This window comes from Micromonospora sp. NPDC023888 (assembly GCF_040639415.1).
Classification (GTDB): domain Bacteria; phylum Actinomycetota; class Actinomycetes; order Mycobacteriales; family Micromonosporaceae; genus Micromonospora.
The window spans coordinates 22,824-47,175 of record NZ_JBEZZW010000012.1 but is presented as its reverse complement, the minus strand read 5'-3'; the positions used below and the strand labels follow the sequence as shown (position 1 = coordinate 47,175).

At 69.4% G+C, this 24,352-nt stretch carries 27 protein-coding genes and 1 tRNA gene; 7 read left to right on the top strand and 21 right to left on the bottom strand.

Annotated elements, in window-relative coordinates; all coding sequences use genetic code 11:
- The first annotated feature begins 113 nt into the window (after positions 1-113).
- From AB0F61_RS13455 to AB0F61_RS13445, 3 genes are all read left to right on the top strand, one after another.
- Positions 114-257, top strand: coding sequence for a hypothetical protein (locus tag AB0F61_RS13455; protein ID WP_357808261.1), 144 nt, complete (start codon positions 114-116; stop codon positions 255-257).
- 209 nt (positions 258-466) lie between these two features.
- Positions 467-1,084 carry an RNA polymerase sigma factor gene (locus AB0F61_RS13450; RefSeq protein WP_357808258.1) on the top strand — a complete coding sequence of 206 codons (618 nt, stop codon included), beginning with the start codon at positions 467-469 and terminating at the stop codon, positions 1,082-1,084.
- Complete coding sequence (locus AB0F61_RS13445; RefSeq protein ID WP_357808256.1) at positions 1,062-1,241, top strand: hypothetical protein; 180 nt, start codon at positions 1,062-1,064, stop codon at positions 1,239-1,241. The genes AB0F61_RS13450 and AB0F61_RS13445 overlap by 23 nt, the downstream gene beginning before the upstream one ends.
- A gap of 654 nt (positions 1,242-1,895) precedes the next feature.
- Here the strand turns inward: AB0F61_RS13445 and AB0F61_RS13440 are convergent.
- Positions 1,896-2,063 carry a hypothetical protein gene (locus AB0F61_RS13440; RefSeq protein WP_357808253.1) on the bottom strand — a complete coding sequence of 56 codons (168 nt, stop codon included), beginning with the start codon at positions 2,061-2,063 and terminating at the stop codon, positions 1,896-1,898.
- A 67-nt stretch (positions 2,064-2,130) separates the two neighbouring features.
- Between AB0F61_RS13440 and AB0F61_RS13435 the strand changes: the two genes are divergently transcribed.
- Positions 2,131-3,579 carry a DUF6883 domain-containing protein gene (locus tag AB0F61_RS13435; protein ID WP_357808250.1) on the top strand — a complete coding sequence of 483 codons (1,449 nt, stop codon included), beginning with the start codon at positions 2,131-2,133 and terminating at the stop codon, positions 3,577-3,579.
- A 176-nt stretch (positions 3,580-3,755) separates the two neighbouring features.
- Here AB0F61_RS13435 and AB0F61_RS13430 read toward each other — a convergent pair whose 3' ends face one another.
- The 8 genes from AB0F61_RS13430 to AB0F61_RS13395 form a co-directional block, all read right to left on the bottom strand.
- A complete protein-coding gene (locus AB0F61_RS13430) occupies positions 3,756-3,980 on the bottom strand; it encodes a hypothetical protein (RefSeq protein WP_357808247.1) in 225 nt (74 codons plus the stop codon).
- A gap of 58 nt (positions 3,981-4,038) precedes the next feature.
- The gene (locus AB0F61_RS13425) at positions 4,039-5,037 is read right to left on the bottom strand and encodes a pentapeptide repeat-containing protein (RefSeq protein ID WP_357808245.1); all 999 of its coding nucleotides are present in this window, start codon (positions 5,035-5,037) and stop codon (positions 4,039-4,041) included.
- A gap of 612 nt (positions 5,038-5,649) precedes the next feature.
- Complete coding sequence (locus tag AB0F61_RS13420; protein WP_357808242.1) at positions 5,650-6,078, bottom strand: hypothetical protein; 429 nt, start codon at positions 6,076-6,078, stop codon at positions 5,650-5,652.
- 739 nt (positions 6,079-6,817) lie between these two features.
- The gene (locus AB0F61_RS13415) at positions 6,818-7,573 is read right to left on the bottom strand and encodes a hypothetical protein (protein ID WP_357808240.1); all 756 of its coding nucleotides are present in this window, start codon (positions 7,571-7,573) and stop codon (positions 6,818-6,820) included.
- A 65-nt stretch (positions 7,574-7,638) separates the two neighbouring features.
- Positions 7,639-8,376 (bottom strand): TIGR02391 family protein, encoded by a 738-nt coding sequence (locus AB0F61_RS13410; protein WP_357808237.1) that lies wholly within the window; start codon positions 8,374-8,376, stop codon positions 7,639-7,641.
- Between the two features lie 24 nt (positions 8,377-8,400).
- Positions 8,401-8,934 (bottom strand): hypothetical protein, encoded by a 534-nt coding sequence (locus AB0F61_RS13405; protein ID WP_357808569.1) that lies wholly within the window; start codon positions 8,932-8,934, stop codon positions 8,401-8,403.
- Between the two features lie 132 nt (positions 8,935-9,066).
- Positions 9,067-9,447 carry a hypothetical protein gene (locus AB0F61_RS13400; protein ID WP_357808234.1) on the bottom strand — a complete coding sequence of 127 codons (381 nt, stop codon included), beginning with the start codon at positions 9,445-9,447 and terminating at the stop codon, positions 9,067-9,069.
- 580 nt (positions 9,448-10,027) lie between these two features.
- Positions 10,028-10,255: a hypothetical protein gene (locus tag AB0F61_RS13395; RefSeq protein WP_357808232.1), complete on the bottom strand. Its 228-nt coding sequence runs from the start codon at positions 10,253-10,255 to the stop codon at positions 10,028-10,030.
- A gap of 335 nt (positions 10,256-10,590) precedes the next feature.
- Between AB0F61_RS13395 and AB0F61_RS13390 the strand changes: the two genes are divergently transcribed.
- Positions 10,591-10,818: a helix-turn-helix domain-containing protein gene (locus tag AB0F61_RS13390; protein WP_357808229.1), complete on the top strand. Its 228-nt coding sequence runs from the start codon at positions 10,591-10,593 to the stop codon at positions 10,816-10,818.
- 27 nt (positions 10,819-10,845) lie between these two features.
- Here AB0F61_RS13390 and AB0F61_RS13385 read toward each other — a convergent pair whose 3' ends face one another.
- Positions 10,846-11,085, bottom strand: a complete 240-nt coding sequence (locus tag AB0F61_RS13385) for a hypothetical protein (protein WP_357808227.1) — start codon at positions 11,083-11,085, stop codon at positions 10,846-10,848.
- Between the two features lie 198 nt (positions 11,086-11,283).
- Between AB0F61_RS13385 and AB0F61_RS13380 the strand changes: the two genes are divergently transcribed.
- Positions 11,284-12,465, top strand: coding sequence for a tyrosine-type recombinase/integrase (locus tag AB0F61_RS13380; protein ID WP_357808224.1), 1,182 nt, complete (start codon positions 11,284-11,286; stop codon positions 12,463-12,465).
- Between the two features lie 113 nt (positions 12,466-12,578).
- Here AB0F61_RS13380 and AB0F61_RS13375 read toward each other — a convergent pair.
- The 9 genes from AB0F61_RS13375 to ald form a co-directional block, all read right to left on the bottom strand.
- Positions 12,579-12,652: transfer RNA gene (locus tag AB0F61_RS13375), tRNA-Pro, on the bottom strand.
- Positions 12,653-12,844: 192 nt separating this feature from the next.
- Complete coding sequence (gene der, locus AB0F61_RS13370; RefSeq protein WP_357808222.1) at positions 12,845-14,251, bottom strand: ribosome biogenesis GTPase Der; 1,407 nt, start codon at positions 14,249-14,251, stop codon at positions 12,845-12,847.
- Positions 14,248-14,928, bottom strand: coding sequence for a (d)CMP kinase (cmk, locus tag AB0F61_RS13365; protein ID WP_357808219.1), 681 nt, complete (start codon positions 14,926-14,928; stop codon positions 14,248-14,250). Before cmk ends, der begins: the two co-directional genes overlap by 4 nt.
- 198 nt (positions 14,929-15,126) lie before the next feature.
- Positions 15,127-15,897, bottom strand: coding sequence for a pseudouridine synthase (locus AB0F61_RS13360; RefSeq protein WP_357808216.1), 771 nt, complete (start codon positions 15,895-15,897; stop codon positions 15,127-15,129).
- Positions 15,884-16,885 carry an SMC-Scp complex subunit ScpB gene (gene scpB / locus AB0F61_RS13355; RefSeq protein WP_357808213.1) on the bottom strand — a complete coding sequence of 334 codons (1,002 nt, stop codon included), beginning with the start codon at positions 16,883-16,885 and terminating at the stop codon, positions 15,884-15,886. Before scpB ends, AB0F61_RS13360 begins: the two co-directional genes overlap by 14 nt.
- The gene (locus tag AB0F61_RS13350) at positions 16,878-17,984 is read right to left on the bottom strand and encodes a segregation/condensation protein A (RefSeq protein WP_357808210.1); all 1,107 of its coding nucleotides are present in this window, start codon (positions 17,982-17,984) and stop codon (positions 16,878-16,880) included. The genes scpB and AB0F61_RS13350 overlap by 8 nt, the downstream gene beginning before the upstream one ends.
- A 41-nt stretch (positions 17,985-18,025) precedes the next feature.
- Complete coding sequence (locus tag AB0F61_RS13345; protein WP_088990243.1) at positions 18,026-18,949, bottom strand: ParA family protein; 924 nt, start codon at positions 18,947-18,949, stop codon at positions 18,026-18,028.
- Positions 18,950-19,130: 181 nt separating this feature from the next.
- Entirely contained in the window at positions 19,131-20,096 is a 966-nt protein-coding gene (locus AB0F61_RS13340) for a site-specific tyrosine recombinase XerD (protein ID WP_357808208.1), read from the bottom strand.
- 41 nt (positions 20,097-20,137) lie between these two features.
- Positions 20,138-21,253 (bottom strand): alanine dehydrogenase, encoded by a 1,116-nt coding sequence (gene ald / locus AB0F61_RS13335; protein WP_357808205.1) that lies wholly within the window; start codon positions 21,251-21,253, stop codon positions 20,138-20,140.
- 293 nt (positions 21,254-21,546) lie between these two features.
- Between ald and AB0F61_RS13330 the strand changes: the two genes are divergently transcribed.
- Positions 21,547-21,804: a TM2 domain-containing protein gene (locus AB0F61_RS13330; RefSeq protein ID WP_357808202.1), complete on the top strand. Its 258-nt coding sequence runs from the start codon at positions 21,547-21,549 to the stop codon at positions 21,802-21,804.
- 82 nt (positions 21,805-21,886) lie between these two features.
- Here the strand turns inward: AB0F61_RS13330 and AB0F61_RS13325 are convergent, their stop codons facing one another.
- Positions 21,887-22,492, bottom strand: coding sequence for an NUDIX hydrolase (locus AB0F61_RS13325; RefSeq protein ID WP_357808199.1), 606 nt, complete (start codon positions 22,490-22,492; stop codon positions 21,887-21,889).
- Between the two features lie 55 nt (positions 22,493-22,547).
- The gene (locus AB0F61_RS13320; RefSeq protein ID WP_357808195.1) at positions 22,548-24,299 is read right to left on the bottom strand and encodes a CTP synthase; all 1,752 of its coding nucleotides are present in this window, start codon (positions 24,297-24,299) and stop codon (positions 22,548-22,550) included.
- Between the last annotated feature and the right edge of the window lie 53 nt (positions 24,300-24,352).

The following is a 24,352-nucleotide window of genomic DNA, read 5'->3' as shown; positions in this document are numbered from 1 at the left end:
GAGGTCTGCCCATGTTTCGTAAGACACGCGCCAACACGGTTCCGGCCGATCCAGGTTCGCCCGGTAGCAGGACGGTAAGTCGTCCGCGCCGCGGTGCCGACGAAGCCGGCAAGGTGCTGGTGCTGGTGAACGCGATCTTGATCGGGGTCCCCAGCGCCTATCTGGCGTCGGGGTCGCTGGCGGTCACCGCGCTCACGGTGACAACCGCGTGCCTGACTGTCCTCTTCTACCTGCGGCTCGGTCGTCACGCCGAATGATGAGCCGCGTAGAGCACCGGCGCCAGACCGGTTAAAGAATCTTGACGAGCCGTTGCACGGCACCGTCACCTCGTTGCACTCCCCTGATAGAACCGAGGAAGCCCGCCGCCGGCGGGCTTCCTGGCAGTCCCGGCCGAGGGCCGGGCTGACCAAACCTCATCGCCGGAAGGAGACGTAATGGCTAGCCCATCTACGACACACCTCATCGAATGGAGGCCATTCCTATGGCTCGTACCGGCGACACGACACACGCGGTAACCGACCAAGCCCTACAGGAATTTCGAGCCTTCTTTCGGACGTACACCCTGCGGGTCGAGAGGTTCCTCGTGAACCAGGGCGCGACCCGACACGACGCGGAAGACGCCACCCAGCAGGCAATGCACGACCTGTATCGCCGCTGGACCCTGATCCGACAGCCGCGCGCATGGATCTTCAAGGCCGCAAAAGGTCACTTCCTCCGCAGCGTCGACCGGCAGCGCCGGGAACAGTTGCACGACGACATGCAGCCCGTCTGCGACGACGCCGCCACTCGCACCGCCTGGAATGGCATGCCGCCCCGACGTTACGACCTCGACGGCGGCAGCGAGGAGACGCAGTGGGTCATCGCGCGGCTCCAGCAACTACCACCCGCTCAACGCCAAGTGATGGCGCTCAAAATAGACGGCTACGAGGCACCGGAGATTGCTGACATGATCGGCAGCCCGGCCGAAACGGTGCGGTCAAACATCCGATACGCCCGCGCCCGACTGACCCAGGTGCTGCAGGCCGACCTGGCCGCAGCGCCAGCTCACGCAGGAGGCAGTCATGCTGAAGGACGAACAGTTTGACCTTGACGAGATCCTCGCGCGCGTCGCCGCAGACACCCTGGAGACGCTGCGCGCCACCACCGACATCGAGCGCCGCCTCCAGGAGGTGACCTCCACGTCGCCCCGCCAGGAACGAAAAACCCGCGTCTTCCGCCACTGCGGAGGGTCGGCTTCGTAAGGCAGCGTCAGGGAGGGCAACTCGCGGGCAGCGCCCGATCGATGCACAAGGCGAAGGGCTCGTGCCTCGACGGTTGTGTGCCACCTCTGCCGCACCGCAACGTCGACAAGGGCTCGTGCCTCGACGGTTGTGTGCCACCTCTGCCGCACCGCAACGTCGACGACGTGCAGCACGGCCGGCACCCCCCGGGGGGTGCCGGCCACACGCTGTTTCCGGCACCCCGCATCGTCAGCAGCCAGGAACCCCGGGCTCGCGGATCAAGGTCACCGCTCGTCGCGACCCTTGCGATAAGAAATCACGAGCCATCCGAGGAACCCGATCAGCAGAAGAATCACGACAACGACACTGACCTGCCATGGCTTCATGGCCTGGAAGCGTATCGAACCTCGCGAGCGTTGCGAGGCAGGCCTTGCGGACCTGCAAGGATGGGGCCCCCAAGAGAAACTGCTCCGATACGCCGCGGCGGTCGAGCAGGTGAGGCGGAGGCGCACCTTGAACAGCAGGGGACGCTGGGGTGTCTCGCTGGTGGGCCCCGCGCTTGGGTAGCTGTCCCAGCCCGCCAAATATCTGATCTTGGTCGAGGATGCTACAGACGGTTCGGCCCCGCGCAGCAGTTCGTGCTGGCGGGGCCGGTCGCTACTGATCGCGGTGGTGTCAGTGGACGGCGTCGCGCTCGTGGCGGTCGAGCGGTTCGAGGTCGTCGTCTTCGTCCCGGTCGTCCTCGGGCTCGGCGGGGCTGTAGAGGTCGGGAAAGCGCAGCGGGTCGGGACCTTCTTCCCAGTCGAGGCTGTCGGCGTCGGGCCAGGCGCCGAGGAGCCCCACCGCCGCACCCGCCGGTTCCGATCCATGGCCGGGCGACCCGGGCCTGCTGAGCCGCCATACTCACTCGGTGACCTCCGCTCCCGCCCGGCCCGGTCCTCCCATCGCCCTGTTCGTCGACGCCCACGACCCGACCCTGCGCGAGCTCAGCGAGTACGGGCCCGCAGTGAAACATGCCGTGCTGGGCGCGCTGCTTCCGCTCGATCCGCGCCGCGAGCTGCAGGTGCAGACCTGGTGGGGCTCGCTGATGCTGCCGGTCTTCCGGCTGGCCGAAGCGGACACCGCTGGTGCGGTGACCTTCGACCAGGACCTCTTCCTGCTCTGGTCCTCGGCCACCCGGCTCGTACACGACGGCGACGCATGCTGGTCACGACCGGCCGCGACAGTGCCGTGGCTGCTGGGCACCAGCACCCGCATCTACCTCGGCATCCTGACCGGCCTGCCCGTCGGCCTGCACGAGGCACTGCACACGGCGCTCACCGACCAGGGTTGGTACCTCGGGATGATGAACGTCGAGACGGACAACGCGCTGCACCACCAGGTGTTCGACCTGATCAAGGCCTGGCGCTACAACCGCGGGTTCATCGCCGATAATCCCGTCCATCTGAGACCGCAAGAGGTCTTCGACGGGCTGCCCGTCCAGTTCGGCCCCGGACCCGATCAGTGGCCCGGCTGTGACCTGGCCCTGCGCTGGCGGCCGGCGACGTTGCCCGGTCCCCGACACCCGCAGACCTACCAGGAGGCGCTGGCCGAAGCCGTCGCCCGCTACGGCGAGGCCGAACGGCCGCTCACCTTCGCCGTCGGTCGCCGGTCACCGGTCATCGCCGACCTGGAAGGCAAACTGCACGGCTACGCCCTCAACCCCACCCACTCGGTCGGCGGGCCGAAGGCCGTCTTCTTCGCCACCGCTCTGGGCCTGCGCCAGAACGACTGGCGGCTACTGGCCGTCCAACTCATCTCCGCCCTCGACGCCGGCGCACCGCAGAAATTCCGCGACGAGAGCCGCTTCGGCAGCCAGCAGCATCTGCGATTCGAGATCAGCGCTCCCGTGTTCGGCCTCAACGGCCGGACGGCGATCGTCACCGCCGCGTGGAAGATCGAGGACGACGGGCCGGTTCAGCTCGTGACCGTCACCCCCGGCAAGAAACAGGGGATCGTCGAGCAGGACGACGCGCTGCAGGACGGCAATCTGGCCGGGCTCTACGCGATCGCCGTCGAGGTCGCCGACGCGGCCCGGCTCGCCTGCCGGCCGACACCGCTCGCCGTGGCCGGCGGACCCGACGGCGACGAGATCCATCCCGAAGGACTCGTCGGGTTCGCCTGGGTTCGCTTTCCCGACCCGGTGGCGCCGCTGGCCGCCTGGCTGGTCGCGCACCACCACGGCACCCTCGGCGAGGGACGCGTCACGGTGGGGTGCCCGACCTTCGACTACGAACCCGCCATCGCCTGGGCCACGGCATTCGCCGGTGTCATGCAAGCCGCCGGCCACACCTGCACCGTCGACTACGAGGTGGACTGAGTCCGCCCCGGCCAGCAGGGACCGCAGCCGGTCATCAGGAGACACACCAGCGCACCCACGCTTCCACACCGGCGAACGCGTCCGGCGGCACGCCGAAACCGCCCGGGTAGACCTGCTGGTAGTGCCAACTGCAGGCCATGGCCTGACGAGGACGGCTCGTCGGACGAGTACGAGGGCTACGGGCCGGGCCCGGCCCGGCGGAAGCTGAAACGGCAGTTCAAGGACCAGGACCAGCGGATCAGGCGCAGGACTTCGTGGGCTTCGTGGCCGGTCAACGGGGCGAGCAACCGTTGGCTGTCGGTGAACCGGGCGCGGATGTCGTCGGGCACCATGCCGGGGCGGACTAGACAGGCGAGGTGCTGGTCGGTGACGGCCAGCCGTAGCGGTCCGCTGGCGAGCATCTCCCAGCGGCAGCCGTCGACGCCACAGGGGACGGATCACTACCCGGCGGCTGATCGACTACTTGAGCTGTTTGAGGTACGCCTGTAGATCCTCTCGCATCCCGAACGGGAGCTCGGTGCCCTCGTCAATATCAGCTTTGGCAAGGCAGTCGATGCTCAAACCCTGGACCGCTGCAATGCCGAGCCCGCTCCCGCTCAGGTCCGCCTTCTGCAGCTGCGCCCCGGCCAGGTTCGTCTTCTCGAATTGCGCCCCGGCCAGGTACGCCCCCTGCAGCTGTGCCCCGGCCAGGTACGCCCCCTGCAGTTGCGTCTCGGCCACGTTGGCCCCCTGCATCTGCGCCCTGAACAGGCGCGCGTTCTGAAGCTGCGCCCTGGCCAAGTTCGCCCCCTGCAGCTGCGCCCCGCTCAGCTCCGCCACCTGCAGCTGCGCCTCGGTCAGGTCCGCCCCGCGCAGCTGCGCCCCGCGCAGGTCCGCCCTCTGCATCTGCGCCCCGCGCAGGTCCGCCCCGCGCAGCTGCGCCCCGCGCAGGTCCGCCCTCTGCATCTGCGCCCCGGCCAGATACGCCCCCTGCAGTTGGCCCTTCGGGAGTCGAACGCCAGTGAGGTCGAGCCGGGCAAGGTCCAGGATGCCTGGCGGTTCGTGTCTTGGGCGGCGAACGCGGGCGGCAATGACCGTCATGGCGGCTTGGACGTCCGAGTCGGGTTCGGTCCGCAGGTTCGGGCGGGGATAGATCGGATTCGGGGAGTCATTCCCAGTTACTCGAGGGGCACGCTGGCGGACGAACGCGACCAGGACTTGAAGGACGTCGGCGTGGTGATCAGCGCTGTCGCGCAGCACGTGCGTCAAGGAGTGAATGGCGCCGATGCGTACGTACAGCTCGGCAGAGCCGAGACGTTCGAGGGCCTTGGTGAAGCGGTCGGTAACCTGGCCGCGGTGAGACAGGCGGTAAGTGAGGGCGGTGTAAGACAGGCCGATGGCCACGACCAGGGCGCCGGCGCCGGTGATGAAGAGCAGGCGGGCGTTGTGAGAGGCAGTCGCGCGCTCAGCTCGGCTCATCGGTGACGCCGATGGCGCCGGGGCAGCCAGGTCAGGGACCAACAGAGCCGGGGCTTGCCACACCACCCACGCATAGCCAATCAAGACCGCCGGGGCGGCGGCCAAGGTAAGCCACAACCACAGCCGATGTCGGCCGGTTCTCCACGCGGTACGAACGGCAGTCGGGCGAGCACGGAAGGTCAGCACGACTCCATTGGACCCTGCGGCTTCCACCAGTGCTCGCCCACAACAGGTCACCGAGACCCGACGGCAAGATCGACCAATACCGCAGCTGCGCTACCAAGGCTGATGCCGGCCAATCAATCCCGGCACCAAAGTCCCAGGCCCGGATCATCCTCGGCTGCCAGTTGCTCCGAGATGACCCCCACCTCAGTGATCTCCATACGCGGCTGCCACTGCATGAGAGAACTGCTGACAGCCCGATGAGAGATCAGCGCTGCCAACGAGGTGAGATCTCCCATCCACTGAGTGCCGGCCGGACTTTCGGCCAGGGCTAAACCACGTTATCCGCTGAGATGGTAGCGCCACTCAGTGGATAACGAAGCTTATCCGCTCGGTGACGCGCGCAGCGGCGGCCCGTCGTACAGGCGTGCGTGTTGCTCCACCAGGCCGTCAGAACGGCACGCTAAGCTGCTCGATTGCCGCACGAGCCCGATCCTGAGCACCTGCCGTACTGCCAGCCACCGCGCCCAGAGCCACCGGAGCGAGAAAGCCCTTCAACGCGTTGACGGCGCGACGGACCTTTCCCCTGTCAGGTTCAGTCTGCGCAGCCTCGACTAAGACATCGGCAGCCGCCATCCGTGCCTCACGGAGATCATCTTCACTCAAGCCAACGGCGGCCAGCTTCTCTACCGTGTCTGCCACCGCTTCAGCAATGAGCTCGAACCCCGGAGCGACCTGCTCCGTATGGCTGCGCGCTTGGCTGACGGTGTTGTTCCCCCAAGCCAACTGCGTCCTGTCCACGTTGCCGTGGATGACCGGGCCATAGTAGTTGATGGTCGTGCCGAACCCTGCATGCGACACGGCGTCCTGCATTCTCACCGTGGCCGCATGATCCCCGCTACAGGGCTGCGGAAAGAGTACGACTGGCGGTCGACACCGCTGACCGTGGCAGTAACAGCCTTCCGGACGAGCCGACCTAGTGGACGTGGCCTCAGGGAGCTTGCCAGCGGCCACCGCGCGGATCACCGCGCAGAGGATCGAAGCCAATTGCTTGGAGAAGTGGTAGGAAAAGGTCAGAGCCCCAGTGACCAGCGCTAACGCGAGGCCAATCTTGATGATCTCGGCCGGATTTTGGGCAGCATCGGCTAACTGGACATTAGCCGAAAATTGCTGTAAAGAGCCTCTCCGGCGGGCTCATCCCTAGTAGCCCCTCCCAAGTCCGACTGCCGAGAACACTCTGAGAGTACCCGAGGACCGCGGGCAACCGGCGCCTTGCATCACAACCGTAGACACACCAGTTGCGCACGCCGACAGCTCGGTTCACGAGGTGACCCGCGCGAAGGGTCCTGCTCCGGCTGTTGTCGCATCTGTTCCTCCTCTTCGGCTCCGGAGTTCGGATCCCCGTGCTCGCTCCGAGAAGCGGCGCCGAACGGTAGGAGGTCCACGGTTGGTGACATCCGCAGTGCAGAGGAGTGATCCTCTCCCGCAGACCCTGCACATCCCCGACCCTGTCCAGGTTCGACACGCCGGTGACGGCGCACATCCGTTCGAGGCGGATCCAGCGAATGCCGAACGGGCTCCGGATCGGCCAGCCGGGGTGGAAATCAGGTGATGATTGTCAGAGCAGGGTGTCGGGGCGAGCGAACAGCCCTGCACCGTCCCCGTCGACATCTTGGTGACGTTTGCAGCGGCCTCCGCCGGTGGCGATGGTGCAGCGTCTGCCCTTGCGATTGATGGCTCCACACTGCACCGCAGGGTCGTGAACGTGGCACAGGCCGGACGGTCGTGGGTCGATCATGCAGGGCTCGCCTTTGGTGGTGACAGCCGAGCAGTGTGCGCTCGGCCACGCCGAACCTGCAGGCTGAAGGACGACCGTTTCCTCGACTGGTGGCACTGGTTGCGTCAACGGCGTGCGGCGCGTGTGCTCGGCGGCAGCCCGGGAGTAGAGCAGTCGCCCGGCGGCCCTCCGGCGGATGGTAGGGACTTGGACTACTCCAATCGGGTCGGGCACGATCCATGTCTTCGCGTCGTTCCAGCGCACCCAGAGCGGGATCGCGCCGGCGTCGGCCTCGCACCGCAGTTTCCGGCTGGACCACTGCTTGTCGGTGCGGTCGATCTCGATAGCGATCGGCGGGCCGTCGAGCCGTTGACACACGACGTCCAGGTAGCCGGGTCGGTCAGGGTGTGGCCCAGGTAGACCGGCGATGCTGGGCACCTCGCGGCGCACTCGCCATCCGCGCTCCGCGCCCCAGTTCAAGACCTGGCGAGTCAACTCGGAGGTGACCCGGGCGGCGGACCAGTCGGTGAACTCCAGTGGCGCCAGGTAGCCCTGCAGCGACGCTACCGCCCGCCGTGACCGCTCCTTGACGTCCACAATGGAACAATAGTGCCTGGCTTGACCCCGACGCGCTCCGTCTGGCACTCACGCGATGGGAAGGGTCAGTCGCCGTGGAGGTCCACGCCTTCACCAGCGACGGAACCATCGGGGATTTTGCCGAGCAGCCTGAGAAGTAGGTCGGCCAGGAGGACGGTCTCGGCGGCTTCGGTGGGGTCGGAGTAGTCGACGCGGCGATGGCTCGATGGGTTCTTAAACAGCCCGATGGCGCCTTTGAACAGCTCCATCTGGGCCACCGACTCGCCTGGGTCAAGGTCATCGCGCCAGAGGGGGCCGGCTTGGCCGCTGGGGTTCTTCGGCGGGCGGAACGCCTCCTGCATCAGCCTCGTCCCCACCAGGCTGTCGGAGAGCCCGGCGCGGCGACGGACCTGGACCTCGACCTCCTTCAACGCCGTGAACGCCGCCGTCTCGTAGTCGCCGCGCAGGAACTGGGGCCGGGCGGTGAACTCCAGTTCAGGAACGAGGTCGACGTCGAGCCGCTCGACCGCCCGGAGCCAGTGAGCACCGTGACATAGAAACTGACGACCGCGCCTGGTGGTGGTAAATGCCTCGGCGGCGCTTTGGTCAACGGTCCAGGCGATCAGGCACTTGGCCTGCAGCCAGCCCCATGCCTCCGACAGGAGCTGAACCGTCTCCGGATCCCGGGGATAGTGGTCCTGCCGGACTTCGAGTAGCCAGTTGCGCCAGTTCCACGCATCCTGCGCGAAGGCCAGCACCCGCAGGGCGAGCTCGTCGAGGGGTAGGGCGCGAACTTCGTCGGCCGTGAGGGTTTGGTTCTGCACGTGGTCGAGGCTCCTGGATCTGAGTCAGCCGATCGCGGCGTTGCCCAGCTGCTCGATGGCGGTTTGTGCCCAAGCCTGGGCTCCCTCACCCGCACCGATGGCCAGGCCGGTGGCGATTGGGGCAAGCAGTCCCTTGAGCGCGGCGACGCCGCGCCGCAGCCGGCTCGGGTCCGGCGTCTCCTGAGTGACCTCGGTGAGGACCTCGTCGGCGGCAGCCTCTGCGTCCTGCAGGTCCTGCTCCGACAGACCAACCGCCGACAGCCCTTGTCGGGTGCTGACCACGGCCTGGGCCAGGGCCTCGAAGCCAGGCGTGATCTGCTCGTTGCGTGTCTGCTGCTGGTTGACGGTGCCGGTGTTGTTCCATGCCAGCTGAGCGCCTGCGGCCCCGCCGTGGATCACCGGCCCGTTGTAGGTGATCGTCGTCGGCCCGGTAGTACGCTCCACCCCGCGCAGGCCCGTCGGCGCATCGGCGACCGTCGTCACCTGGATGGGGTGCTTGTCGAACTCGCGCTGCATCTCGCGCATCATCCGGGCGATCCCCTGCTTGTTGATGGTCACCTTCGCCAAGATCCTCTCCTCTGACCTACCGTGGTCCAGCCTACGGAAGGGGTCTGACGCACCCGCGCCTTCCCGGCCGCTGCCCCTACCTGGAGTCCACATCCTCAGGCGCCGTTGTGACGTCCTGGCCGTTCAGCCACCGGCGGTGACCTGCTCGCACGCCCGGCGGGGCCGGCAGCCGCCCGGGACGTCGGCGTCGACGGTGTCCCAGAACGCTGGCGAGCCGCCGATGTGCCCGCCGAGCGTGTGCCAGGCGTAGCCGGGGTTCTCCCTGCCCGGCGCCGCGAGGCCGGCGGCGGCCAGTCCGCGGCGGCGGTAGGCCGGCAGGGTGTGGGGCTGCTCGACCCAGCAGATCCGGCACCGATGACATATCTGGTAGTCGATTTCGAACACGAACTGGTCCCGTACGGAAGTGTCATCGGAGTCGTGGCCGCGTAGGTTCGCCGCGCGCATCCGCCAGCCGATCCGCTCGTTCGAGACGGTGTCCTGCCACGGCGTGGTCAGCCGGGGCACGACCGGCGAGCCGGACCGGCGCGGCCACCGGCCTCCGGTGAACCGCAGGAGCAGCTCGCGCCCACGGCTTATGCCCGGACACCCACCCGAGCACCGCCATGCTGTCCACCAGGTCCCGGATCTCGGCATCACGCGAGCCAGTGTCGGTCATCGGCAGGTCAGTTCTCGCCGGCGTCGGCCTGCGCCTGCCCGGCCTGCTCGACCAACGCATCGGTCAGGTCCCGCAGCCCGGCCACGACGTTCCAGTCCGGCCGGACCGCCGGGTCCATGCCGCGGGCCTTAGCGTCCTCCCAGATCCGGTCGTCGTAGTCATACAGCGCCTGCCGGATCCGGACCTGCGCTGCCCAGCCTGGTCCAGCGCGGTGAGGAACTCATCTAGGGGTCGCCACCGACCCCGCACGCCCCGGACGTATGCCTCAGCGCATGCCCCGCTCGGCAAACTGCTTCCGCTAGCGGCGACGAACAGCGCGGACACCGAGTAGTACGTGCGGTTCGCCAGGGTCCGGTACGACGGGCTACCGGCCTCGTGGCGCAGCCTCCGCAAGGAGTAGGCGAATGCGCGCCGGGGCCGGCGGTTGGGTCAAGCGGCTTCTCGGGCCGGCCGATCCCCGCGCTCATTCGTCATCCCGCCTGGGATCGTCGGACGCCTTGAACTTGTGCGGACGGAGTTCCTGGTCAACGGCAACGCCGAGGTAGCGGGGCGAATCTCGTCGGCCGCCAGAGTGCAGGCACCCATGCCGGCGACGACGGCCATGGTGGTGTTGCCGAGCAGCCAGAAGATAATGCTGAAGGCCATCAGCAGGATCATGGTCGCCGTCGTTCCAGTAGTGCCGCCGACGGCTGCAGCGGACTGACGCCCTTCCGCAAGCCCGGAAGCGGCACCAGCCGTCAGCGCCGTTCTGAAGCGTCGCCACACTCACTGGACGGCTAGAGGCCCGGGACAGAACGGCCGGACCGCGAAGAAACAGGGTCCGAACTTGGAACGCAAGCCGTGTTACCGCGCTCCCTCGAACACCGCTACCAGAAACGGGTAGCGCCACGAACAACGCCCATACCGGATGGTTGTGTCGAGGCATGCCAGACCGTGTCTCTCCAGCCAGACGCCCCCTGGCGTCCGCTCCCCTCGACCAAAGGACCAGGGTGATGACCAGCAGCAGTTTCAACCACGACGAGCTACTGCAGCTTCCTGCGATGATCGACCTGACGACCGCCGCCCGCGCTCTCGGTGTTGGCCGCACAAAGGCTTACGACCTGGCAAAGAGCAACGCCTTCCCCTGCCCGGTACTTCGGATCGGAACCTCGTACCGCGTGCGCACGGCAGATTTGCTCCGGCTCGTCGGCGTCGATCGGCAGCCGACGACCACCCCCTGACGACCGTCCGGACCGGACAGACCGGCGCTACGCCGATCGCTGAGGTTCATCCTTGTCGGGCGCAGTGGCAGCCCATGCCGGCCGGTACCGACCGGTGAGCACATCGTCAACGAGCAAGGCGACGATCCCGGGCGGGGTCAGGTCGGGCCGCAGCACACCCAACTTCTCCATTTCCGACGGCGTCAGCCTGATCTTGACCTGCTGATCCCGCTTCTCCCGCGCCGGTAACGGCGGCAGGTTGTCAGCGACAGGGCGCTGTCGCGGCATACCTCAACTCCTCGGTGAGCAGATCGAACGGCCGCATGACGAGTCGAGGGTCCCACATCTCACATCGCCTATCGCCATCCGCCATGAGTCGGACGCCGGGGCCGGAATTTGGTACCACTTTTCGGTACCATTTGAAGACGCATCCTCCCCGTCGCAGGCCCCGACGAAAACCCCCTCCACGAAAGGCGCAGAAGCAGAATGAGCACCTCGGACCCGATCAAGAAGATCACGCTTCGAAGCGGCAAGACCCGTTACCGGTTCGTCCTCGACGTCGGACGCAAGCCGGACGGGCGTCGGGACCAGCGGACGTACACCTTCGACACCAGGAAGGAGGCAAAGGCGGAGTACGCCCGGATCAAGCACGAGACCGACCGCGGCACGTACGTCAAACCCGGCAAGATCACGGTCAACGACTTTCTCGACGAGTGGTTGGCATCCGCCACCCGCGATGTCGAGAAGGCCACCGCCGCCAACTACCGCGACGCGCTGCTGCCGGTCCGCGCCCGCCTTGGCAGCAAGCCACTCCAGGACGTCACCGAGGCCGACATCGAGACTCTGATCGACTGGATGCTGACGGAGGGCCGGAAACGTGGTGGCAAGCCGGGAACGGGGCTCGGTGTCCGGTCAGTGCGCCTGACGCTCGGCCGACTTCGGACCGCGCTGAACGTGGCGGTTCGCCGTCAGCTCGTGGTCCGCAACGTCGCCGCGTTCGTCGCCATCCCCAGGGCTGCGGCGAAGGCCGCGGCCGAGGCGCAGGCTGAGCGCAAGCCCTGGACCCAGGAGGAGGTGAAGGCGTTCCTGACCGGCATCACAAGCGAACGCCTCTATGCCGCCTGCCTACTGTCGCTGATGGGCCTCCGACCGGCCGAGGTGTGCGGGCTGCGTTGGTCCGATGTCGACTTCGAAGCCGGGACAATCGCGGCCGGTGATAACACCCGGACGCTCGTTGACGGAGAGATCGAGGAGAAGGAGGCCAAGTCGGCGGCTGGCAAACGCGGCCTGCCGATGCCCGCGACGGTAACGAAGGCACTCAAGGCGTTCCACATCCTGCAGAAGAAGGAACGCCTGAAGGCCGGTAACGCCTACAACGACAGCGGCTACGTCCTGGTCAACGAACTCGGCCAGCCGCAGCGCACCGACTGGCTCCGCCGCCGGGTCTACGAACTGATGGCCAAGGTCGGAGTCCGGAAGGTCCGGCCGTACGACGCGCGGCACGCCTGCCTGACCTACCTCGCCGGCGCCGGAGTGCCCGACGTCGTCCTCGCGGCCTGGGCCGGCCACGCCGACGGCGGCACGCTCGCCAAACGCGTCTACGTCCACCCCGACAGCAGCCATCTCAAGGTGGCTGCCGAGCACCTCGAATCAGGGCTGTTCGGGTGACTCAAGCGCCCGAAATTCAGCAGTACGCGCGTACGTGAGAAATTGTGAGACGAAACGGCAAAAGGCCCCGACTCACCGAAGTGAATCAAGGCCTCTGACCTGCCGAAACTCTGTCGGGACGGCCGGATTCGAACCGACGACCCCTTGACCCCCAGTCAAGTGCGCTACCAAGCTGCGCCACGTCCCGCCCCCGCGCGGTTTCCCTCGCGGCAGCCGATACAGCTTAGCGCAGCCACCCCGGGTCATCCGCACAGGCCCCACCCGCATCGCCAGGTGGCCGAACCACCGCACAACCCCTAAAGCGTCCTAGGAGGGTGGGGTAGAAGAAATGCCGGACGGGCGAGGATCACCCGTCCGGCATTTCGGGAGAACAGGCAGGTCAGCCGTGCGCCTTGCCTCGGCCGCCGGGGCCGAGCTTCTTGCGCGGGCGGACCGAGATCTCGATGGGGCTGCCCTCGTACCCGAACTCCTCGCGGAGCTTGCGCTCGACGAAGCGCTGGTAACCGGCGTCGAGCGGGCCGGTGGTGAACAGCACGAACCGTGGCGGCGCCACCCCGGCCTGCGTGGCGAACAGAATCCGCGGCGCGCGACCGCCGCGTACCGGGTGCGGGGTGGCCTGCACCAGCGCGGTCAACCACTGGTTGAGCTGCGCGGTCGGGATCCGGGTTTCCCAGCTGGCCAGGGCCTTGTTGAGGGCCGGGGCCAGCTTGTCGACCGCCCGGCCGGTCATCGCGGACAGGTTCAGGCGGATCGCCCAGGGGATGCGACGCAGTTCCCGGTCGATCTCCTTGTCCAGGTAGTACCGCCGGTCGGCGTCGACGAGGTCCCACTTGTTGAACGCGATGACCATCGCCCGGCCGGCCTCGGTCACCATGGACAGGATCCGCTGGTCCTGCTCGCTGATCGGCTCGCTGGAGTCCAGCAACACCACGGCCACCTCGGCGGCCTCGATGGCACCTGCGGTGCGCAGGCTGGCGTAGTACTCGGTGCCGCTGGCCTTGCCGACCCGCTTGCGCAGCCCGGCGGTGTCGACCAGTTGCCAGGTCTGACCGCCGATCTCGACAAGGCTGTCCACCGGGTCCACAGTGGTGCCCGCGACCGAGTCGACGACCGCCCGGTCCTCACCGGAGAACCGGTTGAGCAGGCTGGACTTGCCCACGTTCGGCCGCCCGACAAGCGCCACCCGGCGGGGTCCGCGCGGCCGGTTCTCGATGATCGCCGGAGCTTCCGGCAGCGCGGCGAGGATGGCGTCCAGCAGGTCGCCGGAGCCGCGTCCGTGCAGCGCGGAGACCGGGAACGGTTCACCGAGGCCGAGCGACCAGAGCGAGGTCGCCTCCATCTCGATGGAGGTGTTGTCGGCCTTGTTCGCCACCAGGATCACGGGCTTGGCGCTGCGCCGCAGCATCTTCACTGCGGCCTCGTCCACGTCGGTGGAGCCCACCATCGCGTCGACTACGAAGAGGACCACGTCGGCGGTGACGACCGCCGTCTCGGCCTGCGCCGCGATGGCCGCGGCCCGGTCCTTCGCGTCCGGTTCCCAGCCGCCGGTGTCCACCACGGTGAATGCCCGGCCGTTCCACTGCGCGTCGTATGGCACCCGGTCCCGGGTCACCCCGGGAACGTCCTCGACGACCGCCTGGCGGCGGCCGATGATCCGGTTGACGAGCGTGGACTTGCCCACGTTGGGGCGGCCGACGACGGCCACGACCGGCTGCGGGCCGCTCGGTTCCTCGACGGCGACGTCGGGCTCACGCAGCTCGACCCACCCACCACCATCGCTACTCATGCCACGCCCCGCTCGGTGAGCAGGTCGCGCAGCCGCGCCACGACCTCGTCGATCCCCAGCTCCGTGGTGTCCAGCACGACCGCGTCGGGGGCCTGCGCGAGCGGGTTGACCTTGCGGGTCGAGTCGAGATGGTCTCGTCGGGCGAGGTCGGCGGCGGTGGCCGCCACGTCGGCGGCGTCCTCGGCGCTGCGCCGGGCGGCGCGGGCCGCCTCGGAGGCGGTGAGGAAGACCTTCAGGTCGGCGTCCGGCGCGACGACCGAGCCGATGTCCCGACCCTCGACGACCATCCGATTGGCGTTGGCGATCATCTCGCGCTGCCGGGTGACCAGCAGCTCACGGACGGCCGGCACGGCGGCGACGGCGGAGACCGCCCCGGTCACCTCCGGGCCCCGGATGTCCGCGTCCACGCCCACGCCGTCGACGGTCACGGCGTACCCCTGCGGGTGGGTGCCGATGTGCAGCTTGACCTCGCCGGCGACCTTGGCCACCGACGCGGCGTCGGTGAGGTCCACGCCGGAGCGCAGCACGGCCCACGTGATCGCCCGGTACATCGCCCCGGTGTCCAGGTAGCGCGCGCCGATCCCGACGGCGAGCCGCCGCGACACTGTCGACTTACCCGAACCGGATGGCCCGTCCACGGCGACCACACATCGCCTGGCCCGTACGTTTTCCTCCACCGTGTCCTCCTCAGCCCGTACCTCACGGATCGCCCGGTGATCTGGCGCCGCAAGCGGTTTGTCAATCGTCATCAATCATGCCCGCGGTCCGTCGCGGACCCGCGTGCGCCGCCGCCGGGGGCGACCCACGCCACCTCCGGGGGCCGCGTCCCGGCCATCGGTGGAGCCTACCGGCAGCCGTACCCCGAACTTCGGGGGTCAGTCACCCACCGCATTGAACAGGGCGGCGACCTCGGCGTTCGTCAACCGCCGGATCCGCCCGGTACGCAGTTCACCCAGCCGGATGGGCCCGATCGCGGTACGCACCAGCCGGGTGACCGGGTGGCCGACCTCCTCCATCAGCCGCCGGACGATGTGCTTGCGGCCCTCGTGCAGGCTCAGCTCCACCTGGGCGCTTTTGCCCAGCGTGTCCACCACCTTGAACGAGTCGACCTTGACCGGCCCGTCCTCCAGCTCGACCCCGGCCAGCAGCCGCTTGCTCAGGTTGCGCGGGATCGGCCCGACCACCTCGGCGAGGTAGGTCTTCAGCACCTCGTACGAGGGGTGCATGAGCTTGTGCGCGAGGGTGCCGTCGTTGGTGAGCAGCAGCAGGCCCTCGCTGTCCGCGTCGAGCCGCCCGACGTGGTAGACCCGCTGCTCCACCCGGTTGCCGATGAACTCGGCCAGCTCGTTGCGGCCCTTGTCGTCAGCCATGGAGGTGACCACGCCGCGCGGTTTGTTCATCGCCACGTAGACCAGGCGGATGTCGACCTGGAGGCGCTCCCCGTCGACGTGGATCACCGCGGTGGCCGGGTCGACCTTGTCACCGAGCTTGGCGACCCGCCCGTCGACGGTGACCCGGCGGCGGAAGATCAGGTCCTCGCAGGCGCGCCGGGAACCCACGCCGGCGGCGGCGAGCACCTTCTGCAGGCGCTCAGCCCCCTCGTAGACGGGAGCGTCGGTTTTCGGGGAACGGTTATCGGGTCGCATCAGCAAGCTCTTCTACGTCGTCGGGCAGGAAGGGTGCGAGGGGCGGCAGCTCGGCAACGGTGTTCAGCCCGAGCTTCTCCAGGAACAACGTGGTGGTCCGGTAGAGGAACGCCCCGCTGTCCTGTTCGGTGCCGCACTCCTCGACGAGGCCGCGGGTGACCAGCGTACGGATGACCCCGTCGCAGTTCACACCCCGGATGGCTGAGATTCGCGAACGGGTCACCGGCTGCTTGTAGGCGACCACGGCGAGCGTCTCCAACGCCGCCTGGGTCAGTCGTACGGACTGCCCGTCCAACACGAACCGTTCAACGTACGTAGCGTATTCCGGCCGGGTGTAGAGCCGCCACCCGCCGGCCGCCCGGCGCAACTCGAACCCGTGGCCGGCAGCGGTGTAGCCGGCGGCGATCTCGTCGAGCAGCGGCCCGACCCGTTCGGCGGGCTGCTCCAGCACCTGGGCCAGCACCAGCTCGCTGACCGGCTCGTCGACCACCAGCAGGATCGCCTCCAGCGCGCCGCGCAGCTCGGCGTCGGACAGCTCCGGCGCCGGCTCCGGCGCGGCCGTCACCCGCCGTCGCCCCGCGCCCTCCCGACGGGGTACGCCCGAAACGTCACCCGACTCCCCCGAATCCGAGCCGGTCCCCGCCACCGAACCCGTCCCCGACTCCGTCGAGTCCGAGCCCGACTTCGTCGAGCCCGACGCGTTCGCGCTCGGCTCGGCGGAGATCTTGGAAGGTTCCGGCCCCTGGAGGGGCGCTTTCCGTCCAAGATCTCCCTGATCCGACAGCGGAGCCGTAGCCGACTCGTCCGGCAGTGGAGACGACTCGACCGGCAGTGGGGACGACTCGTCCGGCGGTGGGGTTGACTCGTCCGACGGGCCGTCGGTGTTGTCGGGGATGTTCGCGGCGGCGGGCGGGCGGGGGCGGTCCCACGGGGGGACCCAGGCGGCAGCCTGGTCGGCCAGCGAATCCCGGCGTTCCTCGTCACTCATCCCGCGCACCCTCCGTCATTCCCGTCCCGTCCGGCCCACCGGCCTCCCCTACCAACTCAGGCCCAACCCGCACCGACGCAGGCTCAGCCCCAACCGACTCAGGCCCAACCGACTCAACCCCAGCCCCGGCCGGCTCAGACCCAACCCCCGCCGGCTCAGACCCAACCCCCGCCGGCTCAGACCCAACCCCCGCCGGCTCAGACCCAACCCCCGCCGGCTCAGACCCAACCCCCGCCGGCTCCGGGTCGGCCGCGGTGCCGGCGTACTCGTCGACGTGCAGCTCCGTGTCGCCGTCGGCCGGGCCGGTCCAGCGCACGGTCAGCTCCTCCAGTGCCTGTTCCTGCACGAAGGCGACAAGCCCCTCCCGGTACAGCTCCAGCAGCGCGAGGAACCGCGCCACCACCTCCAGGGTGGCCTCGCAGTCGGCGCAGAGCAGCGAGAACGTGGCCGTGCCGGCCCGCCGCAGCCGGGCGGTGAGGATCGCCGCGTGCTCCCGGACACTGACCCGGACCATGTGCACGTGGGCGATGGAGACCTCCGGCACCGGTTTCGGGGTCATCGCCTTCACGGCAAGTTTCAGCAGCCGCTGCGGGCCGATGCCGAGGACCAGGTCGGGCAGCGCCTCGGCGTAGCGGGGTTCCAGGCTGACCGCCCGCGGATACCGCCGGCCGCCGACCGCCTCCAGCTCGGCGATGTGTGCTGCCGCCTCCTTGTACGCCTTGTACTGCAACAGCCGGGCGAAGAGCAGGTCCCGTGCCTCCAGCAGGGCGAGGTCGGCCTCGTCCTCCACCTCGGCGGCGGGCAGCAGCCGGGCGGCCTTCAGGTCGAGCAGGGTCGCGGCGATGAGCAGGAACTCGCTGGCCTCGTCGAGGTCCCAGTTGTCGCCCATGGCCCGGATGTAGGCGATGAACTCGTCGGTGACCGTGTGCAGGGCCACCTCGGTGACGTCGAGCTTGTGCTTGCCGATCAGTTGCAGCAGCAGGTCGAACGGGCCGGTGAAGTTGGCCAGGCGAACCGTGAAGCCGGTCGCGGCGGGCGGCACGCCGTCGACCACTGCCGGAGTAGCGGCGTCAGGCGGGTCGAGGGGTGGCGCGGTCACCGCACGACCGTAGTCCACGAGGCGGGCACCAGGCGTTCCGGCTACCGCTCCGACTGGGCGGCGATCACCTCGCGGGCTAGCTGACGGTAGTTGCGTGCTCCGGACGAGGCCGGGTCCATCGTCGTGATGGGGGCACCGGCCACGGTGGACTCCGGGAACTTCACCGTCTTGGTGATGACCGTCTGGTAGACCTTGTCGCCGAACGCTTCGACCACCCGCTGGAGGACCTGCCGGCAGTGCGTGGTGCGGCTGTCGTACATGGTGGCGAGGATGCCTTCGAGCTCCAGGTCGAAGTTGAGCCGCTCCCGCACCTTGTCGATGGTGTCCAGCAGCAGCGCCACACCGCGCAGGCTGAAGAACTCGCACTCAAGCGGGATGAGGACGCCGTGCGCGACGGTCAGCGCGTTGATCGCCAGCAGGCCGAGCGACGGCTGGCAGTCGATCAGGATGTAGTCGTACTCCTTGCGGACCGACCGCAGGACCCGGGCCAGCGCCATCTCCCGGGCGACCTCGTTGACGAGCTGGATCTCGGCGGCGGAGAGGTCGATGTTGGCCGGCAGCAGGTGCAGGCCCGCCACGTCGGTCTTGATCAGGACGTCCTCGGCGGTCACGTCGTCCTGCATGAGCAGGTTGTAGACGGACAGGTCGAGGTTGTGCGGGTTGACCCCCAGCCCCACCGAGAGGGCGCCCTGCGGGTCGAAGTCGACGAGCAGCACCTTGCGGCCGTACTCAGCGAGGGCCGCGCCCAGGTTGATGGTGGTGGTGGTCTTGCCCACGCCACCCTTCTGGTTGGCCATCGCGATGATGCGCGCCGGCCCGTGCCGGTCGGTGGGCATGGGCTCGGGGATGGGCTTGCGCATCGTGTAGGCAGCCGGGTCCGCCGGACCCAGATCCGCGCCGAGCGTGGCCTGCTGCTCGCGGAGCTCCGACGTCCAGGTCTCGGCACGGTCACCGTTGCCAGCCATGTGCTCGTTGCCCCCTCCCGACGACCCCACCCGGCGTCGGAGCCGTCCGACGTCCTTCGCGGCGCCGCTGCGCACCCCGGTCGTATCGCTCCAGGAGGTCCGCGCCGATGCCGACTGTACGCCACCGACCAGCAGGGGGTTCGGCACCGGCCCGGCGTGTCGGAGCCGACACTGACCGGGTTCAGTCCCGGGCGCGCGGATGGGCGGTGGCGTACACCTCGCGCAACCGCTCGACTGTGACAAGTGTGTAGACCTGCGTCGTGGTCACCGACGCGTGGCCGAGCAACTCCTGGACCACCCGGACGTCGGCGCCGCCGTCGAGCAGGTGGGTGGCGTACGAGTGGCGCAGGGTGTGCGGGGAGACCGCCGCGGGCCCGTCGACGGGCAGCCCGGCCCGGCTGGCGGCGGCGCGCAGGATGCCCCAGGCGCCCTGGCGGGTCAGCGCGCCGCCGCGGGCGTTGAGGAAGACCATCGGGGTACCCCGGCCGGCGGCGGCCAGGCCGGGGCGGGCCCGGACCAGGTAGGCGCGCACGGCGTCGACGGCGTACCCGCCGATCGGCACCAGCCGCACCCGGCCGCCCTTGCCGCGCAGCACCACTGTGCCCTCGTCGGTGTCCAGGTCGTCCACGGCGGCGCCGACCGCTTCGGAGATCCGCGCGCCGGTGCCGTACAGGAACTCCAGCAGCGCCCGGTCGCGCAGCGCGAGCGGGGCGTCCGCGCCGACCGCGCTGGTCGGGCCGGCGGTCTCCAGCAGCCGGACCACGTCGTCGACAGGTAGCGCCCTCGGCAGCCGGCGGGGTGGGGTGGGCGGGCGGACGTCGCGGCTGGGGTCGGCGCCGGCCAGCCCCTCGCGCAGCGCGAACCGGTGCAGGCCGCGGACCGCGCTGGCCGCGCGGGCGGCGGAGGAGACCGCCAGCGGCGGGTGCGCGTCGTCGCCCGCGCGCAGCCGGGCCAGGTGCGACTCGACGAGACCGGCGCCGACCGACGCGAGGTCGGCGACGCCGGCCTCGACCAGGGTCGCGAGATAACGGTCCAGATCCCGGCGGTACGAGGCGAGCGTGTTCGCCGACAGTCCACGCTCGACGGTGAGGTGGTCGAGGTAGCCGCGCACGGCACGGCGCAGCGCCGGCGTGGGCTGTTCAACCACGCCGGCGCCGGAGTCCGTGCTGCCGGTCAGCCCGCCACCGCTCAGGCCAGTGCCTCGGTGAGTGGAAGCACGTCCATGCCGTGCGCCTCGGCGACCGGACCGTAGGTGACCCGGCCGTCGTGCGTGTTCAGGCCCAGCCCCAACGCCGGGTCGCGGCGCAGCGCCTCCCGCCAGCCGTGGTTGGCAAGCTCCAGGGCGTACGGCAGGGTGACGTTGGTCAGGGCGTACGTGCTGGTGTTCGGCACCGCGCCGGGCATGTTCGCGACGCAGTAGAAGATCGACTCGTGCACCTTGTAGACCGGGTCGGCGTGGGTCGTGGGGCGCGAGTCCTCGAAGCAGCCGCCCTGGTCGATCGCGATGTCGACGAGCACACTGCCCGGCTTCATCCGGGAGACCAGCTCGTTGGAGATCAGCGTCGGCGCCTTCGCGCCGGGCACCAGCACCGCGCCGATGACCAGGTCGGCGTCGAGCACGGCCCGCTCGACCTCGTAGGCGTTGGACGCGACGGTCTGCAGGTGGCCCCGGTAGATGGCGTCGGCCGAGCGCAGCCGGGCGACGTTCTTGTCCAGCAGCAGCACCTCGGACTGCAGGCCCAGCGCGATCGCGGCGGCGTTCATGCCGGACACGCCGGCGCCGATGACGACGGTCTTGGCCGCGTACACGCCGGACACACCGCCGGGCAGCACACCGCGCCCACCGCCGGTACGCATCATGTAGAAGGCGCCCACCTGCGGGGCGAGCCGGCCGGCGACCTCGGACATCGGGGCGAGCAGCGGCAGCGACCGGTCGGGCAGCTCGACCGTCTCGTACGCGATGCCCGTCACCTTGCGGTCGACGAGCGCGTCGGTGCACTCCTTGGAGGCGGCCAGGTGCAGGTAGGTGAAGAGCACCTGCCCCTCGCGCATCCGGTGGTACTCCTCGGCGATCGGCTCCTTGACCTTGAGCACCAGCTCGGCGGTCTCCCACACCTCGTCGGCGGTGGCGAGGATCTTCGCGCCGGCGGCGGCGAACTCCTCGTCGGTGATGCTGGAGCCGACTCCCGCACCGGCCTCGACGAAGACCTGGTGACCACTGCGGGTGAACTCGTTGACGCCCGCTGGCGTGATCGCCACGCGGTACTCGTGGTTCTTGACCTCGCGTGGGATTCCGACCTTCACGATGCAGACACCTCTCTTCGGGGCTGCTCTCCCCCGACTGCTCGGTGCCGCGGCGGCTCCTTTGCCACCACGGTCCACCGGTCCCGCCGGCGGCAGTCTAGGCGCGCCCGGTGCCGCCGCGAGCCAGCACAGTGGCATCCGGTGCCCGGGTGTCCTGACGGAGTGTCAGGGCAGCACCCGGATGCGCCGGCGGATCACCGCCTCAGCCGTCCGCACACTGTTCCACCACTATCGTCCCATCTACGGGGTGGCGGTGCGGACAGCGCAAGAGTTGATCACTAAAGTGTCCGCGCATGACCACTCCTCCTTACCAGCCCGGGTACGCCCCGGGTTACTCAGATAAAAGCAAGGTCGTCGCGGGCATCCTCGGCATCCTGCTCGGCACCTTCGGCGCCGGTCGGTTCTACACCGGACACACCAAGATCGCGGTCCTCCAGCTCGTGGTGAGCCTGGTGACCTGCGGTTTCGGCGCCCTCTGGGGCCTGATCGACGGCATCCTCGTCCTGGTCAACGGCGGCACGGACGCACAGGGCCGCCCGCTGCGCGACTGACCGACCACAGAGGGGCCCCGCGGTCAACCGCGGGGCCCCTCTGCGCGTACTCCTCTCGCCGGTGCGGGACCGGCGACGGCGCTCAGCGTGGCAGCGGCGCGTCCGCCCGGCGCAGCGCCGACCAGCCGGCGTCCCGGGCGCGGGCCGCGGCCAGCAGCCCGGCCACCGCGGACGCGTTGGTGATCTCGCCGGCCAGGACCATGGCCACCGCCTCGTCCAGGTCGATCCGGACGACCTGGAGGTCGGCCTCCTCGTCGCGGCGCTCGTGGCGCTCGTCGGCCGGCACGTCGGCGAGGTCCCGGGCCAGGAAGACCCGCACCAGCTCGTTCGTGAACCCGGGTGAGCTGTGCAGGTCGACGAGCACGTCGACCTGCCCGGCGGTGAGGTCCGCCTCCTCGGCCAGCTCCCGCAACGCGGCCGCCGGCAACTCCTCGCCGGAGACGTCCATCAGCCCGGCGGGCAGCTCCCACAGGTGCCGGCCGACCGGGTGCCGGTACTGCCGGATCAGCACCACCTGGCCGGCGTCGTCGAGCGCCACCACGGCCACCGCCCCGACGTGCCGGACGAGGTCACGCACCCCCGTCCCGCCGCCGGGCATGGTCACCTCCTCGGTGACCACGTCGAAGATCCGCCCCCGGTACCGCTCCTCGCGGGACCGCACCTCGTAGCGGTGCTCGACCCCGCTCACGCTGTCGCCTCGCTGCGCTCGACGACGGCGCGAGGCGCCCCGCTGGTTTGCTCGCTCACGAGGCGGATGCCGCCTTGGTCGCGGCGCCGTTGCGGGCGGCCTTGCGCGTCGTCGGGGCCTCCGACGCCGTGTCCAGGTCGACCGGCAACTGGTCGGCCTGCGAGTACGTCACCGCGGCCTTGACGAACGAGGCGAACAGCGGGTGCGGGCGGGTGGGTCGGCTCTTCAGCTCCGGGTGCGCCTGGGTGGCCACGAAGAACGGGTGCAGGCTCCGGTCCAGCTCGACGAACTCGACGAGCCGACCGTCCGGCGACGTGCCGGAGATGTGCAGGCCCGCCTTGGTCAACGCGTCCCGGTAGGCGTTGTTCACCTCGTACCGGTGCCGGTGCCGCTCGCTGATCTCGGCGCTGCCGTACGCCTCGGCGACGATCGACCCCTCGGTCAGCGTCGCCGGGTAGGCCCCGAGCCGCATGGTGCCGCCCAGGTCGCCCCGGCCGGCGACGATGTCCTCCTGGTCGGCCATGGTGGCGATGACCGGGTGCGCGGCCTGCTCGTCGAACTCCAACGAGTTGGCGCCGTCCAGGCCGGCCAGGTGCCGGGCCACCTCGATGGTCATGCACTGCAGGCCGAGGCAGAGGCCGAGCAGCGGGATGCCGTTCTCGCGGGCGTACCGGGCGGTGCCGATCTTGCCCTCGATGCCGCGCACGCCGAAGCCGCCGGGGATGAGGATGCCGTCCACGCCGGCCAACGCCGCGGCGGCGCCGGCCGGGGTGACGCACTCGTCGCTGGGCACCCAGCGGAGCTGCACCCGGGCCCGGTGACCGAACCCGGCCGCGCGGATCGCCTCGCTCACCGACAGGTACGCGTCGGGCAGGTCGACGTACTTGCCGACCACCGCGACGGTCACCGTGTGCCGGGGCCGGTGCACCCGCTCCAGCAGGTCGTCCCAGCTCGCCCAGTCCACGTCCCGGAAGGAGAGACCGAGCCGGCGCACCACGTACGCGTCGAGCCCCTCCCGGTGCAGCACCTTCGGGATGTCGTAGATGCTCGGGGCGTCCGGGGCGGCGACGACCGCCTCGGTGTCCACGTCGCAGTAGAGCGACAGCTTCTCCTTGAGCTTCACCGGGATCTCCCGGTCGCAGCGCAGCACTATCGCGTCCGGCTGGATACCAATGTTGCGCAACTGCGCCACCGAGTGCTGGGTCGGCTTGGTCTTCAGCTCACCCGACGGCGCCAGGTACGGCACCAGCGAGACGTGCAGATAGAAGCAGTTGTCCCGGCCCAGGTCGTGGCGGACCTGGCGGATCGCCTCCAGGAACGGCAGCGACTCGATGTCGCCGACCGTGCCGCCGACCTCGGTGATCACCACGTCGGGGAGCTGGCCGTCCTCGTCCGGGTCGGCCATCGCCAGGATCCGCGACTTGATCTCGTTGGTGATGTGCGGGATGACCTGGACGGTGTCGCCCAGGTATTCCCCGCGCCGCTCCTTGGCGATCACGTCGGAGTAGATCTGGCCGGTGGTGACGTTCGCCTTGCCGGACAACGCCCGGTCCAGGAAGCGCTCGTAGTGCCCGACGTCGAGGTCGGTCTCGGCGCCGTCCTCGGTGACGAAGACCTCACCGTGCTGGAACGGGTTCATCGTCCCCGGGTCGACGTTCAGGTAGGGGTCGAGCTTCTGCATCACCACCCGCAACCCGCGTGCGGTCAACAGGTTGCCGAGGCTGGAGGCGGTGAGGCCCTTACCCAGCGAGGAGGCGACGCCCCCGGTGACGAAAATGTGCCTGGTCGTCCGTGCTGATGGGGCCAAGGCCTGCTCCCGTGTCGTCTGTCGCGGTCATGCAGACCGCCGTGCTTGATCAG